Here is a 22923-nt window from a genome sequence, read left to right as displayed (position 1 = left end):
ACAACTAAAAGCGAATTCTTTCAAACAGATGTGAACTAATCGTTTTATTCGGATTGATGATGAAATGTTCTTTTTCTTGCTCGGCTCTAAAAAATACGATTCCCCATTGAAAAGTATCAATCGTCACCGAAACTTTAGGATGCTTTTTTATAATTTCCCAAGCTTCTTCCATGTCAGCTGACCAATGAATATCATCAAAAATCCAAATGGAATCATTAGAAATCGTTGGAAGTAAGGCTTCAAAATACTCTAAAGTGGCTTTTTTGGAATGATTGCCATCGAAATAGATTAGGTGATGGGTGATAGGTGAAAGGTGAAGGTTTTTAAAATAGCTTGAAAATTCTGTATTAATGAATTCTATATTTTGAAAATTTGAATTTTGTCCTTGCAATTGAACTTGCGCTTGCTTTTGTGTATTTGCGCAACCTTCTAAAGTGATAATTTTTGCATTTGAATTTCCTGACGAAAGAGCCGAAGTAGCTAATCCTAATGAAGTACCAATTTCTAAAATGCTTTTTGGTTGAAAATAACGAACAATTCTAAAAAGTAATTCGGCATTTTTTGGAGTAATTCCAGCGGTTTGTGCAATTTTTGAAATTTCTCTAACATTCGATTTAAAAACTCGCGAACCTGCACCAAAATCGGTTACATCAATCGTGTTTTTATTTTCTAAAAGCGATTTTCGATAGGATTCTAATACTTGGTATTCTGGATATTTAGTTGCATCATAAAAACATTTCGTAACCAAATCAAATACAAATGGCGAGTGCACTCCATGTTCATTTTTGGAGTGGAAAAGGAATTTTATGTAGGATTTAATTACAGTCACAGTTTTCAGTCACAGTTTTCAGTCACAGTTTTCAGTCACAGTTTTTCCTGTATACTGAGACTGAGACTGCAAACTAGTTTTTATTCCATTTTAGAACTCAATTCAAACCAACGTTCTTCCTTTTCTTCTAAAGACTGAATGATTTTTTGCAATTCGTTGGCTTTTGCTTCAATCTTATCATCCGAAACTTTTCCGTCGGCGAATTCTTGTTCGATTTGTTTTTTATTGTATTCTAAATCTTTGATTTCTTTTTCAATTTTATTGAATTCCTTCTGTTCATTAAAGCTCAATCCGGTTGAAGCCGTTTGTTTTTCTTTCCAATTTGTTTTTTCAGTGCTTACCGAATTCAAAACTTTTGGTTCAGCCGAATCTTCATAAGCTCTGAAATCTGAATAGTTTCCTGGGAAATCTTCAATCTCGCCTTCGCCTCTAAAAACAAATAAGTGATCGACAATTTTATCCATAAAGTATCTATCGTGACTCACCACTAACAAACAACCAGGATAATCTAAAAGGAAACTTTCTAAAACGTTCAGCGTTACAATATCTAAATCATTCGTTGGCTCATCCAAAATTAAGAAATTCGGATTTTGTATTAAAACCGTACATAAATACAAACGTTTTAATTCGCCACCACTTAATTTTTCTACGAAATCATATTGTTTTTTGGCATCAAATAAGAAGCGTTCCAATAATTGCGAAGCTGAAATAATTTTTCCTTTCGTCAACGGAATATATTCGCCATATTCTTTAATGATATCAATTACTTTTTGTCCCGGTTTCGGATTGATTCCGCTTTGCGTGTAATAGCCAATTTTAATCGTATCACCAATAATTACTTTACCTGAATCAGGTTGAATAGTTTGCGTTAAAATATTTAAAAAAGTCGATTTTCCTGTTCCATTTTTGCCAATAATTCCAATACGTTCGCCACGTTGAAATGAATAGCTGAAATCTTTTAAAATGGTTCTGTCAGGAAAGTCTTTGTTCAATTTTACCATTTCAATAATCTTGCTTCCCATACGCTCCATGTTGATTTCGAGCTCTACTACATTTTCTTTTCTACGACTTTCCGCTTTCTCTTTAATCACGTAAAAATCATCTTGACGAGATTTCGATTTGGTAGTTCTAGCTTTTGGTTGACGGCGCATCCAAGCTAATTCTTTTACGAATAAGTTTTGTGCTTTATCGATACTCGCATTTTCAGAAGCCAAACGTTCTTCTTTTTTCTCTAAATAGTACGAATAATTGCCCTTGTATTGGTATATTTTTCCGTTGTCTAATTCGATAATTTCGTTACAAACACGTTCCAAAAAGAAACGGTCGTGCGTTACCATAAACAATGTGATATTTTCTTTAGCAAAATAGTCTTCTAACCATTCAATCATCTCTAAATCCAAGTGATTCGTTGGCTCGTCTAAAATCAATAAATCAGGTTTGCTAATCAAAATAATCGCTAACGAAAGTCTCTTTTTTTGTCCACCCGACATGTTTTTGACTTTCATTTTCAAGTCTTCCAACTTTAGCTTGTATAGAATTTGCTTGAATTGCGTTTCAAAATCCCAAGCATTGTGGCGGTCCATATCGTCAAAAGCTCTTTGATACGCTTCTTCGTCATTCGGATTTTCTAAAGCTTTTTCGTAACGTTCAATTACTTTCAGAATTTCATTATCCGAAGCAAAAATATTTTCTTCAATGGTTAATTCGTCTTGCAAATTATTGTTTTGCGACAAAAACGCCATGTTGATTTCTTTTCGAATCACTACTTGACCTGTATCAGGTTCATCTAAACCATTAATCATGTTCATAATGGTGGTTTTTCCCGAACCGTTTTTAGCAATAAAAGCTATTTTTTGATCTTTATTAATTCCAAACGAAACGTTGTCAAATAACACACGTTCGCCATAAGATTTGGAGATATTTTCGACTGATAGGTAATTCATAATATAATTTAGAAGTGCAAAAATAAGGTTTTGTTTGTTGGAATTTGGAATTTCTTTATTGATATTTGAATTTTCAAAACTATATGCAACTATCCGTAATCATTCTCAACTATAATGTGCGCTATTTTTTAGAGCAGTGTGTTCTTAGTGTTCAAAAAGCGTTGGATGGAATTGATGGCGAAATCATTGTCATTGATAACGCTTCGTCTGATGATAGTTGTGAGATGATGAAAACTAAATTCCCACACATTAAACTCATTGAAAATAAAGACAACTTAGGTTTTCCAAAAGGAAATAACATCGGAGTTGCTCAAGCCAAAGGGGAATATATTTGTATTTTGAATCCTGATACGGTTGTTGCAGAAGATACTTTTTCTAAAATACTGAACACTAAAAACTGGCAACTGAACACTGGAATTATCGGTTGTATATTAATTGACGGTGCTGGAAATTTTCTACCCGAAAGTAAACGAGGAGTTCCGACACCTTGGGTAGCTTTTACCAAGATTTTTGGATTATATAAAATTTCGAATTATTTCGGAAAATATTATGCGCAACATTTATCTGAAAACGAATCAGGGAAAGTCGATATTTTAGTTGGTGCTTTTATGGTAATGAAACGTGAATTATATCTAAAAGTTGGCGGATTTGATGAAAATTGTTTTATGTATTCGGATGATATCGATTTGAGTTATTTGGTGTTGAAAACAGGTAAATCGAATTATTACTTTTATGAAACTTCGGTGATTCATTACAAAGGTGAAAGTACAGTACGAGATGGAACCTATATGAAGCGTTTCCGTGAAGCGATGCAATTTTTCTATAAAAAGCACTTTAAGAAATCATGGTTTTTTGATGTGATGATGCAAGTAGGAAGTTTTGTTTTTAGTCTTTTGAAGAAGAATCAACAAAAGAATGAACATCGGATTATTGATGAATATGTCGTTTTTTCAAGAGAGAATTTAGAGTTGAACCTATCAAAAAAAGCAACTTATTTGTCTGATTTTAATCAATTTGAGAACAAATCGCATAAAAACATTGAAATAATATTTGATACGACTACTTTTAGTTTTGCTGAAATTATTACTTTTATGCAGTTAAATAAGGGTAAAAACCTGAGTTTTAAGAATTATATTTCTGGTTCTAATTATCTAATAGGAAGCAATAATTCGAACGATAGAGGGCAAATAATTTTGTTGTAAAAAATTATTGAATTGTTTAAAAAACGAATGAAAAATTAGTATTTTTGCAAACCAAATACAAAAACACAACTTTAGTTTAAAGATATGGCAAAGTTTGAATTGAAATTACCTAAAATGGGTGAAAGTGTTGCAGAGGCAACAGTTACTAACTGGTTAAAAAAAGTTGGTGATAAAATTGAAATGGACGAAGCAGTACTTGAAATTGCTACTGATAAAGTAGACAGTGAGGTGCCTTCAGAAGTTGCAGGAACACTTGTTGAAATTTTATTTAATACCGATGATGTAGTTCAAGTGGGACAAACAATCGCTATTATCGAAACGGAAGGTGGTGCCGTTGCAGCAACTCCAGAAGTTAAAGCAGACGCTCCAGTTGCAGTTGCAGAAGTAGCAAAAGCAGTAGAAGTAGCAAAAGAAACTGTTGCTCCAGCTGATTTTTCAGCATCTGATAAGTTCTTTTCGCCTTTAGTTAAAAACATTGCTAAAGAAGAAGGAATTTCATTAGCTGAATTAGAAGCAATTGCTGGTTCTGGTAAAGATGGCCGTGTAAACAAAGAAGATTTATTAAATTATATCAAAAATAGAGGAAGTCAGCCTGCAGTTGTTGCAACTCCAGCGGTGGCTCCAAAAGCAACTCCAGCTCCAGTAGCACAAGCCGTTCCGGTTTCTGTAAATGGTGGTGACGAGATTGTAGAGATGGACAGAATGCGTAAGTTGATTTCGGGTTACATGGTAGCTTCGGTACAAACTTCGGCTCACGTTCAATCATTCATTGAAGTAGATGTTACCAACATCGTAAAATGGAGAGATAAAGTTAAAAATGCTTTCGAAAAGAGAGAAGGTGAGAAGTTAACTTTCACGCCAATTTTCATGGAAGCAGTTGCAAAAGCATTGAAAGATTTTCCAGGAATGAACATTTCAGTTGATGGTGATTTTATCATCAAACGTAAAAATATCAACTTAGGAATGGCAGCAGCTTTACCAAACGGAAACTTAATTGTTCCTGTGATTAAGAATGCTGACCAATTGAACTTAGTTGGAATGGCGAAAGCGGTTAACGATTTAGGAAACCGTGCAAAAGCTGGAAAATTAAAACCAGACGATACACAAGGTGGAACTTACACGGTTACGAATGTAGGAACTTTTGGTTCTGTTTTCGGAACGCCAATTATCAACCAACCACAAGTAGGTATTTTAGCTTTAGGTGCTATTAGAAAAGTACCAGCAGTTATTGAAACTCCAGAAGGTGATTTCATTGGAATCCGCCAAAAAATGTTCTTATCACACTCTTATGATCACAGAGTAGTTGATGGAGCGTTAGGAGGAAGTTTCGTGAAACGCGTTGCGGATTACTTAGAAGCTTTTGATGTAAACAGAGATTTCTAAACTGAAAATAAATTTATAAGTAAACCCGATAGTTTTTAAAAGCTGTCGGGTTTTTCTATCTTTGTCTTATATAAAATCGCTATGGAATTAAAATTAACACGCCCAATCTGCTTTTTTGACCTTGAAACTACAGGAATTGATGTAGCAAGAGACCGAATTGTAGAAATCTCAATATTTAAAGTATATCCCAACGGAAATAAAGAAAGTAAAACTTGGTTGGTAAATCCTACGATTCCAATTCCGCCACAAACTACTGCTGTGCACGGAATTACCGATGAAAAAGTAGCTAATGAACCCACATTTAAAGAGTTAGCAACGCAAGTTCATAACATGATTAAAGATTCTGATTTGGCTGGATTTAATTCCGATAGATTTGATATTCCGCTTTTGGCAGAAGAATTATTGCGTGCTGAAGTTGATTTTGATATGAAAAACCGAGTTTCTGTTGATGTGCAAACGATTTTCCATAAAATGGAAGAACGTACTTTGAGTGCAGCATACAAATTCTATTGCGGACAAACTTTAGAAAACGCGCACAGTGCTGAATCAGATACGATGGCAACGTACGAAATCTTAAAATCGCAATTGGATCGCTATGACAATTTAGAAAATGATATGAAGTCGTTGTCTGAATTTACAACACGTAAAAAATCAGTTGACTTTGCTGGATTCATTGCTTTGAATAATGAAGGGAAAGAAATCTTTACTTTCGGAAAACACAAAGGTGCTTTGGTAGATGATGTTTTTGATAAAGAACCAGGTTATTTCGGGTGGATTCAAAACGCTGATTTTCCGTTATATACTAAAAAAGTGCTAACAGGAATTAAATTAAGAAAGTTAAATACTAAATAGGGTGATAAGTAAAAAGTAATTAGTGAATAGTTGCTAATTACTTTTTACTATTTACTAATCATTAGAATTATGAAAATAATCTGCATAGGTCGTAATTACGCTGACCATATTTCGGAGTTGAATAATGAAAGACCAACAGAACCTGTTATCTTTATGAAACCAGATTCTGCTATTTTGCCAAATAAGAATCCATTTGTGATTCCAGCTTTTAGTAATGATATTCATCATGAAGTTGAAATTTTGGTTAAGATTTGTAAAGTTGGGAAACATATCGACGCTAAATTTGCTAATAAATATTACGAAGAAATTGGTTTAGGAATTGATTTTACCGCTCGAGATGTGCAAAGTAAGCTGAAAGAGAAAGGGTTACCTTGGGAAAAAGCAAAGGCATTTGACCATTCAGCGGTGATTGGGAACTTTATATCGAAAAAAAATTATACTTCGATAGAAAATATTAACTTTGAGTTAAAATCAAATGGAACCACCGTTCAGGAAGGTAATACAAGTTTGATGTTGTGGAAAATAGATGAGTTAATTGCTTATGTTTCACAGTATTTTACGTTGAAAATTGGAGATATCATTTTTACAGGTACTCCAAAAGGTGTTGCAAAAGTTACAGAAGGTGATGTTTTGGAAGGTTTTATTGAAGAAAAATCGATGTTTAAAATTCAAATCAGATAGTTATGGCATTACAGTATAATTTAGCGAAGGTTTATGAAATTTCTGAAAATGATATTGAATTTGCATTGCAAATCGTAACCTTATTTCTAGAAGAGGTTCCGGCTGAAATAAAATCCATCAAAGTAGCAATTGAAGAAAAAGACTATACCAGAACCTATGCTTCTTGTCATAAAATTAAGCCAACTTTAGATTTATTAGGAATGGACTTGGCTTATGAAGAAAATATTCAAATCATGACTTGGGCCAAAGCTGAAGGGAAAAGAAAAGAAATTAAAGAAGTGTTCAAGTCTTTAAAAGGTAGAATAGATTTAGCAGTAAAAGAAATCAAAAAAGATTTCAAATTGTAACATTCTGTTTTTAAAATCCCCCCAATCTATTAAATATTCAAAATGAAAGCTGCTATAGTAACCATTGGCGATGAAATTCTTATTGGCCAAATTGTTGATACGAATTCGTCTTATATTGCCAAAGCTCTTGATAAAATTGGAATTGCAACTCATGAAATGTTGTCGATTTCAGATGATAAACAACATATTTTAGATACTTTTCATTCGCTTCAAAATAAAGTAGAAGTCGTTATTGTAACTGGTGGATTAGGGCCAACAAAAGACGATATTACAAAGAAAACTTTTTGTGATTATTTTGAAGATACTTTAGTTGAAAACGAAGAAGTTTTATTACATGTGAAATCTATAATTGAAGGTTTCTATAAGCGTCCAATTACACAAATTAATAGAGAACAAGCATTAGTGCCAACGAAAGCAAAAGTACTTTTCAATCAGGCAGGAACTGCTCCAGGAATGTGGATGGAAAAAGAAAATACTGTTTTTATTTCGTTGCCAGGTGTTCCATATGAAATGAAGTATCTGGTTGATAACGAGGTGATTCCAAATTTAGTTCAAAAATTTAAGCGGCCTTACATTGTTCATCAAACCATTATGACATATGGCCGTGGTGAAAGTATGATAGCCGAACAAATTGAAGAATGGGAAGATAGTTTACCCGATTTCATCAAATTAGCGTATTTACCAAGTCCTGGAAAAGTTCGATTGAGATTAACAGCTAGAGGGACGAATGAAGAATTGTTGAAGAATGAAATACAGCATCAAGTGGAAAAACTCGATTTGTTAATTCATGATATAATTGTAGGGTATAACGAAGACGAACCTATCGAAGTGGTTTTAGGAAGGCTGTTGACAGAAAAAAAGTTAACAATTTCAACGGCAGAAAGTTGTACGGGTGGAAAAATAGCCTCAACTTTGTCGGCTGTTTCAGGAGCTTCTAACTATTTTAAAGGAAGTGTTGTGAGTTATGCTACACAAACAAAAGTTGATGTTTTAAAGATTAGTCCATTGCTAATTGAGGAACATTCGGTTGTTAGTGCAGAAGTAGCTCAAGATATGGCTTTAGGAATTCAAAAATTAATGCAAACGGATTTCGCTATAGCAACGACTGGAAATGCAGGTCCTACTAAAGGGAATTCGGATGCTGAATTAGGAACGGTTTTTATCGGTATAGCCACGCCAAATGGGGTTTTTGTAGAAGAATTTAATTTTGGTCAACCTCGTGAAAAGGTTATTGATAGAGCGGTTAGTAAAGCATTGGAACTCATTTATAAAGAAATTTTAAAAAAATAGTAAAAGATAGTTGTGTATATGAAATCGATTTTGTTTCTTTGCACCCTGATTTTAGATAACGAAATAAAGATTAGAAATAATGTCAAGAGTTTGTGAACTTACAGGTAAAAGAGCGATGGTAGGAAACAATGTTTCTCACGCTATGAATAAAACAAAGAGAAAATTCTCTGTTAACTTAGTTAAAAAACGTTTTTATATTCCTGAAGAAGATAGATGGGTAACGTTGAAAATTTCAACCGCTGCTTTAAAAACGATTAATAAAAATGGAATTGCTGCTGTATTGAAAAATGCAAAAGCAAACGGATTTGTAAAATCTGTTTAATCCTTAATAAAATAGATCAAAATGGCAAAGAAAGGTAATAGAATCCAAGTTATTTTAGAATGTACAGAGCACAAAACTTCAGGAGTTCCTGGAACATCTCGTTACATTACTACAAAAAATAAAAAAAACACTCCAGATAGATTAGAGATTAAAAAATTTAATCCAATCTTAAAAAGAGTAACTGTTCATAAAGAAATTAAATAAGATAAGTCATGGCAAAGAAAACCGTAGCAACTTTACAAACAGCTTCTAAAAGATTAACTAAAGCTATCAAAATGGTTAAGTCTCCAAAAACTGGTGCTTATACTTTCGTTGAGTCAGTTATGAGTCCAGAAGAAGTTGATGAATTCTTGAAAAAGAAATAATTCATTTTACACTATATAGATAAGCTACTTTCGTTTGAAAGTAGCTTTTTTATTTTTACATTTGTCTTATAAATGGATTTGAAGCCAAATAGGTTATCAGTAAAAACTTAAATCCTGATTTTAGTATGAGTTTTTTTAAAAAAATATTCTCTTCCGATAAGAAAGAACAAGCTATCAGCGAAGAGGCAAAACAAACTTTAGATAAAGGTTTAGAAAAATCTAAAACATCGTTTTTTTCTAAGCTTACTAAAGCTGTGGCTGGAAAATCGAAAGTAGATGCAGAAGTTTTAGATAATTTAGAAGAAATTTTAGTTTCTTCTGATGTAGGAGTAAATACTACATTGAAAATTATTGAACGAATTGAAGAACGTGTTTCAAGAGATAAATATTTAGGAACAGATGAATTAAATGGAATTCTAAGAGAAGAAATTGCAGGTTTATTATCGGAAACTAATTCAGGTGAAGCGACTCAGTTTGAAATACCAGCTAATACAAAACCCTATGTAATTATGGTGGTTGGTGTTAATGGTGTGGGAAAAACTACTACTATAGGTAAATTAGCGTATCAGTTTAAAAAAGCGGGTTATAATGTTGTTCTTGGTGCGGCGGATACCTTTAGGGCAGCTGCAATAGATCAATTGCAAATTTGGGCAGATAGAGTAGGTGTACCAATCGTTAAGCAACAAATGGGAAGTGATCCTGCATCTGTAGCTTTTGATACATTACAGAGTGCAGTAGCTCAAAATGCTGATGTTGTAATTATCGATACTGCAGGTCGTTTACATAATAAAGTTGGTTTAATGAATGAACTTTCTAAAGTGAAAAAAGTAATGCAAAAAGTGGTGGAGAATACACCAAATGATGTACTTTTGGTCTTAGATGGTTCTACTGGTCAAAATGCTTTTGAACAAGCAAAGCAATTTACTGCAGCTACAGAAGTTTCTTGTTTAGCGGTTACAAAATTAGACGGAACTGCTAAGGGTGGAGTAGTAATTGGAATTTCTGATCAATTTCAAATACCAGTAAAATACATCGGAGTAGGAGAAGGAATCGAAGATTTACAAGTGTTTAATAAATATGAATTTGTGGATTCGTTTTTTAAATAAGATTTAGACTGTGAAAGAACTTTTAAAATATAGAACAGTTCAGTTGTTTTTAGCAGCTGTTATAATGGCTTTAGTTGCCATTCCATTTAGTGATTATGATTTTATATTTCTAACATTAAGATTGGCTTCTTTTGCCATATTTATGTACTTGCTGATTAAGTTTACAAGCGGTAAGAAGAAAGCAAAAAAATAAAAAATAAGTGCTGTTAGTTGATAACAGCACTTATTTTTTCCCAAAGTACTTCGTCAAAATCTGAAAGGGCAAAATTACTACCATCTGCTGCGTCTCCCATTCTTATAATGACTAGTTTTTTACTTGGCACAACGTATATTTTTTGATCATCTTTACCTAGAGCACAATACATGTCATTCGGAGCGCTAGGTATTAAAGTTCCATTAAATTGAAATTGAGTTTGGGGTAATCGATAACTGCTTTTCCCATTTAACCACCACATATATCCATAAGCCAAATTTAAATTTTGAGATGTCGATGTTGAATTTCTGAAGTAAGAATTATTAATAATTTGATTGCCATTCCAATTTCCTAAATTCAAAGCTAATAACCCAAATCTTGCCATACTTCTTGTGTTGCTTCTGTAAACTCTATTTTCACCGCTTTGAAACCAAAACCCCGTCATTCCTATTTTGTCTCTCAATTTAGTATTGAAATAGTTTGACCACGTTTGACCAGTTGCTTCTGCAACTACATCTTGTAGTTTTACATATACATTATGATATGCCCATCTAGTTCCTGCATCAGCTACATATTGTAAATTGGATGGCGAAACATTATCACCTAAAGCATCATTTAAACCAGATGTCATGGTTAAAAGATGTTTGTTAGTAATTAGATTTTCTTTAGCTAGTGGAGCACTTGTCCAACCAATTCCAAGATAATCTGAAACTTTATTGTTAATGTTTAAAAAGCCCTCTTGTTCGGCAATTCCAGTAACGGCTGTAGTTAATGTTTTTCCTGCACTTGCCCAATACCATGTTTCAGTTGCGGTGTGTCCATTAAAATAGTTTTCCATTACAATTTTTCCATTATGAAGAATAATGAAGCTTTTTGTGTGCTTTAATTCTAAATAATCTAATAATGGTTGTACTTGAGTTTCATTCCATCCAAGTGATGCTATTGTTTTGGTTTCCCATTCAGAAGAACCAATGGGAGGAAAATACATAGCTTCTTCGTTTGATGAATTTCCATCATCTGAATTACAACTCCATAATGAAGTAATCAGGATAAAAAGTAATGACAATTTTTTCATAGCTATATTATTTTTAGAACTTATTCAAGTTAGACAATAAAAATACAGAATAGTTTAATTCAAATGATTTTTAATTGTAATTTTATAGTCTAATTTGGTAAATATAGTATGAAGAAAATTCTTTTTTTAATTGTTTTAGGCTCAGTTCTTTCGTGTAAACAGAAGATTACGGATGCTGATATTTCGAATTTAAATGGCTATTGGGAAATTGAAAAAGTGGAACTTCCAGATGGTGATAAGAAAGAATATAAAGTAAATGAAACTATCGATTTTTTTAAAATAGATGGCAATAAAGGTTTTAGAAAAAAAGTTATGCCTCAATTAGACGGCACTTATTTAACTAATGATATTCAGGAAGATATTGTTATTGCTGTTAAAGATGGTGATGCTACAATTCAGTATAAAACTACTTATGCTAGTTGGAAAGAAGATGTTATCCAGTTGACAAAAGATAAATTAGTTGTTAAAAACGAACAAGATTTAGAATATCATTATAAAAGACCGGTTAAATTTTCTGTAAAGTAAGTTATGGCAAAACGATTCAATGAAGAAAGTCCGATAGGAGATGTGTTGAAACAATTTATTTCTCAAAATAAGTTGGAAGCTGGTATGGATGTGGTTAATGTTCGGGATGCTTGGAAAAATTTAATGGGAAATGGTGTGAATAATTATACAACGGAAATTCAATTAAAAGGTTCTACTCTTTATGTAGCTTTGTCTTCTGCTGTTTTGCGAGAGGAATTAAGTTATGGAAAAGACAAAATCATAAAAATGATAAATGAAGAATTAAGGAAAGATTTGGTAACAAATTTGGTTCTTAGATAAAAAAAATCCCGATTCATTGAATCGGGATTTTTTTATATGATAATTCTAAAAATTAGAATTGCTCTCTTCCTGAAAAATGGAAAGCACCTTCAATAGCTGCATTTTCATCAGAATCAGATCCGTGAACTGCATTTTCACCAATAGAAGTAGCATATTTTTTACGGATAGTTCCTTCAGCTGCATCAGCAGGATTTGTAGCTCCAATTAAAGTTCTGAAATCCTCAACTGCGTTATCTTTTTCTAAGATAGCAGCTACAATTGGACCTCTTGTCATAAATTCAACTAATTCGCCAAAAAATGGTCTCGCAGCGTGAACAGCATAAAAAGCTTGTGCATCAGCTATAGTTAATTGAGTTAATTTCAAAGAAACAATTTTGAAACCACCTTCTGTAATCATGTTTAAGATACCACCAATATGTCCGTTTTCTACAGCATCTGGTTTAATCATTGTAAAAGTTCTGTTTGTTGCCATTTTTTTAAATTTTTTGCAAAGGTACTATTATTAATAGGTTTTGCAAGGTTGTTTTAAAATTATTTCACAATAGTTCTAGCAACTCTAAAACCATAGAACTCATGAGTTTTATTAGGTTCAGTAGAAATTCTATTTGCAGGTCTAACGTAATTTTGTTGACTATCCCATGAACCTCCTCTTACACTTCTTCTTTCTCCCATTTCAGGTCCTTTTGGGTTGTCACCTTTTTCTAGTTTATAGAAATCTTTATTGTACCAATCCCAACACCATTCCCAAACGTTTCCACTCATGTCATAAATTCCTAATTCGTTTGGTAATTTAGTTCCTACTGTATGTGGAGTTCCTTTGCTGTTACCTTTATGCCAAGCAACATCATCTAAATTGTTACTTCCACTGTATTTGAATGATTTTGAAGCTGTTCCGCCTTTAGCCGCAAATTCCCATTCAGCTTCGGTTGGTAATCTATATCCGTTAGCTTTGAAGTTACAAACAAAATTTGGTCCTTTTTTAGTATAAGCAGGTTGTAATTTTTCTTTTTTACTTAACCAGTTACAGTAAGCAATTGCTTCGTTCCAAGTTATACCATTTACAGGGTAATTATCTTGCCATCCCCAAGTTGGTTTTTCTGGCATTTTCATTTTATTAGCTTTAATGAATTGTTTCCATTCCCAAACCGTTACTTCAAATTTACTAATTTCAAATGTGTTTAAATTTACAGTGTGTTCTTTTTGCTCATCTACATCAGCTAAACCATCAGAATCTTTTGAACCCATTTTAAAAGTTCCTCCCTGAATTTTGATTAAGTCAATGTCAACAAGACTATTTTTGAATGCAAATAATGATAAAAGGGTAATTAATAATGTAGAATAAAACGTAATTTTTTTCATGAGTTTTGTTATTAATTTAGGTGTGCAAATATAATAATAATATAACATTGCAAGGCAAAAATGTTATATTATTGAATTTTTTCCTTGATTTATTGTTAAAAAAATAAATATATTGTTTTTTATCGAATAAAAAAGTATTTCATCGATATTTTTAAATAATAACAATAGAGAAATTTTGTTGTAAAGGGTGTAATTGGTTTTTTAAACGTAAGAAAAAAGCTTCTAAATTAACTATTTCATTATAAAAATCCGCGAAATTTGATTTTCTTTCTTGTAATGTTTGATTAGGAAATAGTTCGTTTTGAATTTTAATAATTCGATGTAGTTTTTCGCTATGAATTCTTTTTTCTGCTTTCAGAAGTTTTTTTTCTAGATTGTCAAGGCCTTTTAATTGTTTAATTTCTTGAGCTTTTACAGCACCTAAAAACGACTTATCTGTTTTAGCAGCTATTTCATATAATTCTTTAAATTGATTTTTTAGAAATTCTTTTTGTTTACTAAAATCAATAGTAAAATCAGAAATTGCTTTTGTTTTTTCATTTACTAATATTTGTTGGCTTTGAAAGATATCTGCCCAATTAAGGTCTAATTTTTCTAATTTTTCAACTTGCTTTTCAGTTACAATTAAAACAGAATTTCTTAATAATAAAATAGGAAATGTAATTTGATTAGCATCAAAGTTAGATTTTAATTCTAGCCAATAAGCTAATTCACCTCCGCCACCGATATAACAAAGATTAGGTAAAATCACTTCTTGATATAAAGGACGTAAAATTACATTTGGACTAAAATTTTCTGGATTTTTATCGAGTTCAGTTAGTATTTCACTTTCGGAAAAAGATAAAAGAGTATTGTTGATTTTGTAATTTCCGTTTTCAAAAACAATGCGTTCTCTTAAGTTATCTTGTATGTAAAATAAATTTATCTCTCTCGGATTTACTTGAACACTATATTCTTTTAAAAGTGGAAGCGATTCATTAACTTTTTTAAATGAAGTTTGATGTGTTAATTCGTTTTTAGCAAAAGGTATAAATAGCTTCTTAAGTTCAGAGTCATCTCCATCAATAATAACCAAACCATCTTTTTTGAATAATTCATTAGCTAAATAACGAGTAGCATCGGCCAGATTTTTATGTTCTAAGTATGATTTTCTAAATAATTCTTTAAGATAATTCGCGTTATCACCTAAACCTAATTCGTTTGAAAAAGTTTCAAATATTTCATCCAATCCAGATGTATTCAATCTTCCAACAGGTCCATTACTTTCTTTTTTCCATTGGATTTTTTTGTTTTTAAAATTAAAGTAATTGATTTCATCAAAATCGTGATCTTCTGTTGCCATCCAATAAATAGGAACAAAATTGTTTTCTGGGTAAGTATTCTTTAATTCTTTAGTTAAATTAATAACCGAAATAATTTTATACAAAAAATACAATGGCCCAGTAAATAAATTTAATTGGTGACCAGTTGTAATAGTGAAAGTATCTGAACTTTTTAAAAGTTCAATGTTATTAGAAGTAGTATCAGAAACCTCAAAATTTTGATATTGGTTTACTAATGCTTTTGCTAAGATTTCACGGTTTTCAATCGGGAAGTTTTTACTTTTTTCTTCTATTTGAAGTTGAAAGTTTTCTAAAGTTGGAAATCTATGGTATAACGGTTTTAATTCAGCCTTTTGGTCTAAATAATCTATGATTAATTTTGAAAAATATCCTGAATTTTGATAGGTTATACAGTCGTTTGGCATTTTGGCAATTATTTTTTTGCTAAAATACTAAATTACATTATTTATTGTATGGTTTTAACAGTAGTTTATTACTAGTTAATAACCGCTTATCATGATTCGGTTGTATATTTTAATAGGTGATTTCTTTTTTTGATTGTCTTGAATTACTTCCATCATACCTTTCATTTCTTGAGTAATAAGCGCTTCTTTGATCCAGCCATTGAAAGGATTTAGTTTGTATTTTGAAGTCATTTTACCATTTAAATCAGCCTTACTTTCGTTTTTGTTTATTTTGGCAGTAATGAAAGATTTTCCACTAATAATAGCGTATTTGTTGGGTTTGTATTTTGTTAAAGTAAAAGTGTTTTTCAAGTTCATTTTGGTGCCATCTAATTCTGTGGTAAAGATGTTTTTCCAAGATTCTTGTAAGGCTATTTCTTCAGATGGGATCATATAAAAACCATTTTCAAAATTATTTTTAAATGTTTTGTCATTAAAACTTTCTTTAAACGTTTTAGCAATTTCTTTTTTTTGCTCTTCCGTTATTTGAGGAATGCCATCGAATAAGTTTTTATATAAATTCTCTGTGTTTTTTATTTCTTTTATTTTTCCTCTTTCGTTCACAATAATGATAAACTCTTTATTTACCATATTAGAAATAATTTTATTTAATGGATTTCCGTTATCTTTTTCTTTAGAATCGATAGTCTGTGTATTAAAATCAGATTCGAAACCAATTTTCATTTCTTTTAACTTACAACTTATTGTAAAAATGGAATCTTTTCTATCAGTTACTTTATAATCAATTTTGTAAAAAGTTGAAACTCTAATATCGGGCCATGAATCAATATCATCTTGGTATATAGAACTTTCGGTTAATACCGTTTGTTTGTATATTTTACCTTGTGTTAAATTGAGTTTTAAATCATATTTTTCTTCACAAGAAATGAATAAAATACTAAATAGAATGATTAAAAATTTTGTACGCATATCTTAAATTATTATCGTTTTAGAGTAAAATGACCTCTATATTCTTTTCCGTTTTCTCTTTTTACAACAAACCAATAGTCAGTTGAAGGCATTTGGTTACCTAGATAAGTTCCATTCCAACCAATAGAGCTAGAATCAAATTGAGTCATTAGTTTTCCGTAACGGTCAAAAATAGTTACTGTTAAATTTGGTTCATTTTCGGAAAACTTAATTCTCCAAAAGTCGTTATACCCATCTCCATTTGGAGTAAAATATTTAGGGTACATTAATAAGTAAACTTCTTCCGAACTTACTCCACAGCCGTTTTTGTCTCGAACATAAACGGTGTATTCTCCATTTTCTAATCCATAAAAGGTGTTGTTATCTTGGAAATCGATTCCATTTAATGAATATTCGTAGCTTCCAACACTATTCGAAGATAGTAAAACCGAAATGGTGTTTTCATTTTGTGTCCAATCAGAGGTAATTATCTCAGAAATAGTTCCAATATTTGAATTAACAACTATAAAATTTTTAGTAGTAGAACAAACTAAAGTGCCATGATTTTCTGAAACCGTAACAGAATAATTTCCAGGTTGAGAAATAATGATGGCAGAACTGGTTTCATTTGTAGACCAATTGTAGTTATCATATCCAAATCCGGCATCTACTGTAATTGAACTTCCTTCGCAAATTGGCATAACATTATTAATGTTGACAAATGGTTTACTGACTAAAATTAAATTAAGTGTTACAATTTGGAAACAAGTATTTGGTGACTCAATCCTAACATAGAAAAGGTTATTTCCCAATGATAAATTGTAATTTGAACTATTTTGTACTTCATCTGAAGTTACTTGGTTTTGAGCTCCGTTTAAAGAATTGTAATATTTAAAAATATTTCCAGTCGAAGATATTAGTAACGAATTGTAATTGGAAAGGTTTATCATTTCGATTCCATTATTCAAATCATCACAAAGGGTTTCAGAATAATTATTAGCATTTAATGTATTGATAAGTTGAATTGAAATAGCAAGCCTAGTAGGACTTTCACAACTATTGATTGTTTGAGAAGCGTAATAAGTAACTCCATTTTGTAATAGAGTAGAAGTTGGTAAAACGGTATTTCCAGATAAGCTATCATACCAAATAATGTTAGTTCCAGTTATAGCAATATTGTTCAAAGTAGCATTTTCAGTACTACAAAAACTTTGATTTGAATTTCCTGTCGGAGCAGGTGTGTTTTGAATAGTTACTAAAACAGGAACCCTTGTGCTTTCACATCCATTTATAGTTTGCGAAGCATAATAAGTTATTCCATTCTGTAGTAGAGTAGTATTAGGTAATATATTTCCATTTGTTGCAGCATCATACCATTGTATATTTTGACCAGTAATAAGAATGTTATTTAATGTTGCGTTTTGTTGAATGCAGAATTGTTGAGGGGATGTTAGTGTTGGTAAAACAACTGATGAAATCGTAACATTCTGTGTTTGAGAACTTGAATTTCCGTTTCCGTCATTATAATTCCAAGTAATGGTGTAATTTCCAGGGATTGAATAAATTAATGGATTTGTTGTAGTCGCAATTATTGTTCCAGCACAATTGTCCAAACCTGTTGGAATAGTTGAAATAACAGTGTTGCAATCCCCAGTAATGATTGGTAAATTTGTAATTGTAGGTATTGGCGCAACAGAATCACCAACCACAACATTTAAAGTAACAGTGTTATCACAACCTCCAGTTCCCGTTATAGCACAAGTGTATTGACCACTGTGAGATGAATTTGCGTTTGGAATTAAAGGGTTTTGATCTGATGAAGTAAACCCATTTGGACCTGTCCAAGAATAATTGTTCCCTCCAGAGGCAGTAAGTTCTAAGTTGTTACCGGGACATACTGGCGAATTTGATGCTATTAATGCTGATGATTGGCAGTCAAGAAATTTTGCTATGAATGTATCTTGGTGACTTCCTGCTATTTCTTGATGACTATTTGGAGTTCCTAAACTTGGTTGAATACCCAAAGATCTACCATAGCTATAAATATTATTATTTGTGTCTAATGTGATCTTTGTGTCATAAATATGATGAGGAACGTTTCCAGAATAATAAGTCCCCCAAATATATTGACTTAAATTATTTAGTTTAATAATAAAAGCGTTTGTAAATCCAAGTAAGTTGGTTTGATAAGCATTGATTGAAGCTATTCCAGTTGTTAAAGTTGTATTTCCGCAAACATAAATTTCATCTAATGAATTAACTTTAAGATTCAATGGTTCACTTAAAAAGTATGTTCCCCAAATTTTTGTTTGATTTAATAAGTCAAATTTTATTATTGCATTTGAATATTGATAACTTGCAGATGCATTTGTTGAGAGTTGAAAATTTTCAAATAATGCTCCAGTTGTAGCAATGTTAGTTTGGCTTGAAGTCCTGCCAATTAAATAAATGAAGTCATTTTTTAAATCAGCTCTATAATCAAAAGATTCTAGCCCAATTCCACCAACATAAGTACCCCATACTCTGTTACCATTTAAATCTATCTTAACAATCATTGCGTCAATACTTCCTGCATTATTCTCTTGATAGCTTCCTGGAGTAGCAATATTAAATGTGCTACCACTATTTCCAGTTAAATAAATGAAATTGTTTGAATAATAACAATTGAAAAATGTTTCAGTGCCTTCGCCTCCATAATAAGTAGACCATTGTCTAATACCATTTTCACTAAATTTCACTATAAATGCATCTAATGCTCCATTACTTTGAGTAGGTTCTTTATTTGGTTGGTGAGAATTTGGAGTTGATATATTTGTGAAACTGGTTGTATACCCACATAAATAAGCATTGTTGTTTGAATCAAAAGTTACATCAAAGCTATTTTCATTTCCTTCGCCACCAAAAAAAGTAGCCCATTCTCTTATACCATTTTCGTTTAATTTTATTAGAAAAGCATCAGCATAACCATTGTTGTTTTCTTGAAAAGCGCCAATTGATGCAACATTTGGTGAAGCAACAGAACTCCCAGCACAATAAACATTAAAATTGGAATCTATTTTTAATCGTCTTGTATTAGCTAAATAATAAGTTCCCCAAATTCTATTTCCGTATGTATTAAACTTTGCAATAAACCCTGCTTGATTTGATATATTTGATAAGTGTGTGCCAATAGTAGCTATATTGTTTAAACTATATGTTGTGCCTGATATGTATATATTGTTGTTTGAATCTGATGTTATATCGTTTGGATATTCGTCTCCACTTCCACCATAATAAGTTCCCCACAACCTAACAGGAGTAGGATCAATTACAATAGTTTTCTCAGAAGAATTCAAATCACCTTCAAAACCATAAACATTCTTTTTTATCTTTTTATAGTTGATTTTAATTTCATTTTTTCTATTTCCTTGTTCAATCCAACTCATCGGAATGGTTTCATCCATTTCTCCAAAACGAAGTTGCATTTGTATCTTGTTTTCAACTAGTTCTGTTTTTCCACCTTCAATTTTTAGTTGAATGTCTGAAATTTTTCCGCCTGGTTTTACAATGAAATTATACTCAACTGCTTTTGTTGAATCGTTTGGAATAAAAAAGACAACATCAATTTGATTGTAAATGTTTTGATAAGTAACTTTTTTGTATTTATGAACATTTGTTATGCCATTTCTTGCATGAGCAACATTGTAGTAATTGTCATAGTCTTTTGATTTTTCTTCAGCAATTAATTTTACATTTTGGTTTGCATTTAAAAAGTCAATATCAATTCTATGAAAATTATATTTTAAAGAATAATCGGGTGTTTTAATTCCATTATCAAAATTTGGATTGGAAGAATTAAAGGCTTTGTCTTTTTTGGATAACGGATTTTTTTCAGTTTCGTAAACGTCATAAGAAAAGCCTTTTTCTTGCAATTGAACATTTAAACCATTAGTGTTTAAAAGATATTTTACACTTGGATTAGGTTTGTTTTTTTGATCAACAATTTGCCCTTTGTTTTCAATAAAACCAATGGAGTTGTTTTTAACCTGACTATATGTCAAACTGAAGAATAAAGAAAAAAAGAGTAACGCTAATGCTCTCATGCAGTAAAATATTTCCACAAAAATAACAATTTAAAAAGACATTGTACCCAAATTATTACAAATTAGCTCGAAACGATTTTTAATTTTACCTTTGCAAAAATCTCACGACTTGAAAGATATCCTCTTAATCACACCGCCTTTTACCCAACTGAATACACCGTATCCAGCAACGGCTTATATCAAAGGTTTTCTAAACACAAAAGATATTTCGGCTTACCAAATGGATTTAGGTATCGAGGTGATTTTAGAACTGTTTTCCAAAAAAGGTTTAGAAAGTTTGTTTCAGATTTCAGGTTTCAAGTTTGAAGAATTTGAGCCGAATTCACAACGAATTTATTTCCTAAAAGATGATTATATCAAAACTACAGATGCTGTAATCGCTTTTCTTCAAGGTAAAAATCCATCTTTAGCACGTCAAATTTGTTCAGGGAATTTTTTACCAGAAGCCTCTCGTTTTGATCAATTAGACGATATGGAATTTGCATTTGGTTCCATGGGAATGCAAGATAAAGCAAAGCATTTAGCTACCTTATATTTAGAAGATTTATCCGATTTCATTGTAGAATGTATTGATGAAAATTTCGGTTTCAGTCGCTATGCAGAACGTTTAGGAAGAAGCGCGAATTCTTTTGATGAGTTATACAATCACTTACAAAACGAGTTAACTTTCATAGACGAAATTACAATCAAAATTCTCAAAGAAAGAATTGAAGAAGTACAACCAAAGCTAGTTTTAATTTCAGTTCCATTTCCTGGTAATTTATACAGTGCTTTTCGTTGTGCTCAGTTTATAAAAGCCAATTATCCCAATATGAAATTGTCGATGGGAGGTGGTTTTCCAAATACGGAACTTCGCGAATTAAAAGATAATCGAGTTTTTGAATTCTTCGATTTTATCACGTTAGATGATGGTGAACTTCCAGTTGAATTACTATATGATTTTGTCACATCGACTCAAGTCGAGAAGCCTTTAAAAAGAACTTTCCTATTAGAAAATAATCAAGTCGTTTATAAAAACAACACGACACGTCACGATTACAAACAAGCAGAAGTGGGAACACCCGATTATTCTGATTTGTTGTTAGATAAATACATTTCAGTCATAGAAATTGCAAATCCAATGCACAGTTTATGGAGCGACGGTCGTTGGAATAAACTCACCATGGCACACGGTTGTTATTGGGGAAAATGTACTTTTTGCGATATTTCGTTAGATTACATTAAGCTTTACGAGCCAATTGCTGCAAAAATTTTGGTCGATCGAATGGAAGAGTTAATCGCCCAAACGGGCGAAAACGGATTCCATTTTGTAGATGAAGCAGCGCCGCCAGCTTTAATGCGAGAAGTAGCATTGGAAATCATTAAGCGAAAATTAGTTGTTACTTGGTGGACCAACATTCGTTTTGAAAAAAGTTTTACAGCTGATTTATGTTTGTTGTTGAAAGAATCAGGTTGTATTGCGGTTTCTGGTGGATTAGAAGTAGCTTCAGACCGACTTTTAGAATTAATCAAAAAAGGAGTAACAGTTGAACAAGTAGCTCAAGTTACCCGAAATTTCACAGAATCAGGAATTATGGTTCACGCTTATTTGATGTACGGTTACCCAACACAAACGATTCAAGAAACAGTTGATAGTTTGGAAATGGTACGTCAGTTATTTGAACTTGGTGTTTTACAAAGCGGTTTTTGGCATCAATTTGCCATGACAGCGCATTCTCCAGTGGGAATGTTTCCCGAAGAATTCGGAGTAATTCCAGAGCAGAATGAAATTACTTTTGCTAATAACGACATCAATTTTAAAGACAAAACCGGAATCAATCATGATAAGTTTAGTTTCGGATTAAAGAAGTCGTTGTTCAATTATATGCATGGAATCTGTTTCGATTACGATTTGCAAGATTGGTTCGATTTCAAAATTCCAAAAACAAAAATTCCTTCCGATTTTATTTATAATTGTCTTGAAAAAGAACAAAATTTCAACACGAAACCCAATGCGAAAATCGTTTGGATAGGAGGAAAGCCTCAAACCGAAATCTTCACCAAATCGAAAAAAGGAACTTCATGGGAAATAATGAAATTAACGTTTCACAATAAAACTCAAAACTATGATATTTCTGTAAATGCAGAAGAAGGAAAGTGGTTGGTTAATACCTTAGAGAAAATTTCGGTTTACTCAGATAACAAAATGACTTTTTCACAGCTAAAATCTGATTTTGAACAACAATTTGACGATTTTGAATTATTTTGGTATTCAAAACCAATTATGACTATGCGACAATTTGGATTGTTAACTTTGTAAATTAGCTATAGTATTTTTACAAATTTTATGAGAATTATCAGTTTAGAAAACGTTTTCTTTTTGTAAGTTTACGTC

At 31.7% G+C, this 22923-nt stretch carries 22 protein-coding genes; 14 read left to right on the top strand and 8 right to left on the bottom strand.

Features of this window, described 5'->3' with window-relative positions; genetic code table 11:
• Positions 1-4: 4 nt before the first annotated feature.
• Both OJ995_RS05795 and OJ995_RS05790 read right to left on the bottom strand, forming a co-directional pair.
• Positions 5-772 carry an O-methyltransferase gene (locus tag OJ995_RS05795; protein WP_264368572.1) on the bottom strand — a complete coding sequence of 256 codons (768 nt, stop codon included), beginning with the start codon at positions 770-772 and terminating at the stop codon, positions 5-7.
• Positions 773-909: 137 nt separating this feature from the next.
• The gene (locus OJ995_RS05790) at positions 910-2772 is read right to left on the bottom strand and encodes an ABC-F family ATP-binding cassette domain-containing protein (RefSeq protein WP_264368571.1); all 1863 of its coding nucleotides are present in this window, start codon (positions 2770-2772) and stop codon (positions 910-912) included.
• A gap of 83 nt (positions 2773-2855) precedes the next feature.
• Between OJ995_RS05790 and OJ995_RS05785 the strand changes: the two genes are divergently transcribed.
• The 11 genes from OJ995_RS05785 to OJ995_RS05735 all read left to right on the top strand — a co-directional run bounded on the left by OJ995_RS05785 (position 2856) and on the right by OJ995_RS05735 (position 10513).
• On the top strand, positions 2856-3974 hold the full coding sequence (locus OJ995_RS05785; protein WP_264368570.1) for a glycosyltransferase family 2 protein: 1119 nt from the start codon (positions 2856-2858) through the stop codon (positions 3972-3974).
• A gap of 84 nt (positions 3975-4058) precedes the next feature.
• Positions 4059-5357, top strand: a complete 1299-nt coding sequence (locus tag OJ995_RS05780; RefSeq protein WP_264368569.1) for a dihydrolipoamide acetyltransferase family protein — start codon at positions 4059-4061, stop codon at positions 5355-5357.
• Between the two features lie 81 nt (positions 5358-5438).
• The gene (locus OJ995_RS05775; protein WP_264368568.1) at positions 5439-6209 is read left to right on the top strand and encodes a 3'-5' exonuclease; all 771 of its coding nucleotides are present in this window, start codon (positions 5439-5441) and stop codon (positions 6207-6209) included.
• A gap of 69 nt (positions 6210-6278) precedes the next feature.
• Positions 6279-6890 carry a fumarylacetoacetate hydrolase family protein gene (locus OJ995_RS05770; protein ID WP_264368567.1) on the top strand — a complete coding sequence of 204 codons (612 nt, stop codon included), beginning with the start codon at positions 6279-6281 and terminating at the stop codon, positions 6888-6890.
• 2 nt (positions 6891-6892) lie between these two features.
• On the top strand, positions 6893-7237 hold the full coding sequence (locus OJ995_RS05765; protein ID WP_264368566.1) for a histidine kinase: 345 nt from the start codon (positions 6893-6895) through the stop codon (positions 7235-7237).
• Positions 7238-7279: 42 nt separating this feature from the next.
• Complete coding sequence (locus tag OJ995_RS05760) at positions 7280-8527, top strand: CinA family nicotinamide mononucleotide deamidase-related protein (RefSeq protein WP_264368565.1); 1248 nt, start codon at positions 7280-7282, stop codon at positions 8525-8527.
• Between the two features lie 79 nt (positions 8528-8606).
• Positions 8607-8849 (top strand): 50S ribosomal protein L28, encoded by a 243-nt coding sequence (gene rpmB / locus OJ995_RS05755; RefSeq protein WP_008253904.1) that lies wholly within the window; start codon positions 8607-8609, stop codon positions 8847-8849.
• Positions 8850-8870: 21 nt separating this feature from the next.
• Positions 8871-9053, top strand: coding sequence for a 50S ribosomal protein L33 (gene rpmG, locus OJ995_RS05750; RefSeq protein WP_008253902.1), 183 nt, complete (start codon positions 8871-8873; stop codon positions 9051-9053).
• Between the two features lie 8 nt (positions 9054-9061).
• Entirely contained in the window at positions 9062-9214 is a 153-nt protein-coding gene (locus OJ995_RS05745; protein WP_091308981.1) for a DUF4295 domain-containing protein, read from the top strand.
• A gap of 125 nt (positions 9215-9339) precedes the next feature.
• Positions 9340-10320: a signal recognition particle-docking protein FtsY gene (ftsY, locus tag OJ995_RS05740; RefSeq protein ID WP_264368564.1), complete on the top strand. Its 981-nt coding sequence runs from the start codon at positions 9340-9342 to the stop codon at positions 10318-10320.
• A gap of 10 nt (positions 10321-10330) precedes the next feature.
• Complete coding sequence (locus OJ995_RS05735) at positions 10331-10513, top strand: hypothetical protein (RefSeq protein WP_264368563.1); 183 nt, start codon at positions 10331-10333, stop codon at positions 10511-10513.
• A 13-nt stretch (positions 10514-10526) separates the two neighbouring features.
• Here the strand turns inward: OJ995_RS05735 and OJ995_RS05730 are convergent, their stop codons facing one another.
• On the bottom strand, positions 10527-11588 hold the full coding sequence (locus tag OJ995_RS05730) for a serine hydrolase domain-containing protein (protein WP_264368562.1): 1062 nt from the start codon (positions 11586-11588) through the stop codon (positions 10527-10529).
• 108 nt (positions 11589-11696) lie between these two features.
• On the opposite strand from OJ995_RS05730, the gene OJ995_RS05725 reads away from it, so the two are divergent.
• Together OJ995_RS05725 and OJ995_RS05720 are read left to right on the top strand one after the other, a co-directional pair.
• Positions 11697-12113, top strand: a complete 417-nt coding sequence (locus tag OJ995_RS05725; protein WP_264368561.1) for a lipocalin family protein — start codon at positions 11697-11699, stop codon at positions 12111-12113.
• Positions 12114-12116: 3 nt separating this feature from the next.
• On the top strand, positions 12117-12413 hold the full coding sequence (locus OJ995_RS05720; protein WP_264368560.1) for a DciA family protein: 297 nt from the start codon (positions 12117-12119) through the stop codon (positions 12411-12413).
• A gap of 52 nt (positions 12414-12465) precedes the next feature.
• On the opposite strand, the gene OJ995_RS05715 is transcribed toward OJ995_RS05720, so the two are convergent.
• From OJ995_RS05715 to OJ995_RS05695, 5 genes are all read right to left on the bottom strand, one after another.
• Positions 12466-12885, bottom strand: coding sequence for a nucleoside-diphosphate kinase (locus OJ995_RS05715; RefSeq protein ID WP_133607821.1), 420 nt, complete (start codon positions 12883-12885; stop codon positions 12466-12468).
• Positions 12886-12944: 59 nt separating this feature from the next.
• Positions 12945-13772, bottom strand: a complete 828-nt coding sequence (locus OJ995_RS05710) for a formylglycine-generating enzyme family protein (RefSeq protein WP_264368559.1) — start codon at positions 13770-13772, stop codon at positions 12945-12947.
• Between the two features lie 151 nt (positions 13773-13923).
• Positions 13924-15519 (bottom strand): bacillithiol biosynthesis cysteine-adding enzyme BshC, encoded by a 1596-nt coding sequence (bshC, locus tag OJ995_RS05705; protein ID WP_264368558.1) that lies wholly within the window; start codon positions 15517-15519, stop codon positions 13924-13926.
• Positions 15520-15594: 75 nt separating this feature from the next.
• Positions 15595-16488: a DUF6263 family protein gene (locus OJ995_RS05700; protein WP_264368557.1), complete on the bottom strand. Its 894-nt coding sequence runs from the start codon at positions 16486-16488 to the stop codon at positions 15595-15597.
• Positions 16489-16499: 11 nt separating this feature from the next.
• On the bottom strand, positions 16500-20549 hold the full coding sequence (locus OJ995_RS05695) for a DUF7948 domain-containing protein (RefSeq protein WP_264368556.1): 4050 nt from the start codon (positions 20547-20549) through the stop codon (positions 16500-16502).
• Between the two features lie 109 nt (positions 20550-20658).
• On the opposite strand from OJ995_RS05695, the gene OJ995_RS05690 reads away from it, so the two are divergent.
• The gene (locus OJ995_RS05690) at positions 20659-22848 is read left to right on the top strand and encodes a B12-binding domain-containing radical SAM protein (RefSeq protein ID WP_264368555.1); all 2190 of its coding nucleotides are present in this window, start codon (positions 20659-20661) and stop codon (positions 22846-22848) included.
• Positions 22849-22923 lie beyond the last annotated feature (75 nt).

Origin of the sequence: Flavobacterium lacisediminis (genome assembly GCF_025909975.1) — a bacterium.
Lineage (GTDB): Bacteria > Bacteroidota > Bacteroidia > Flavobacteriales > Flavobacteriaceae > Flavobacterium > Flavobacterium lacisediminis.
Note: the sequence above shows the minus strand (reverse complement) of the source record. Positions and strands in the feature narration are given on the sequence as shown.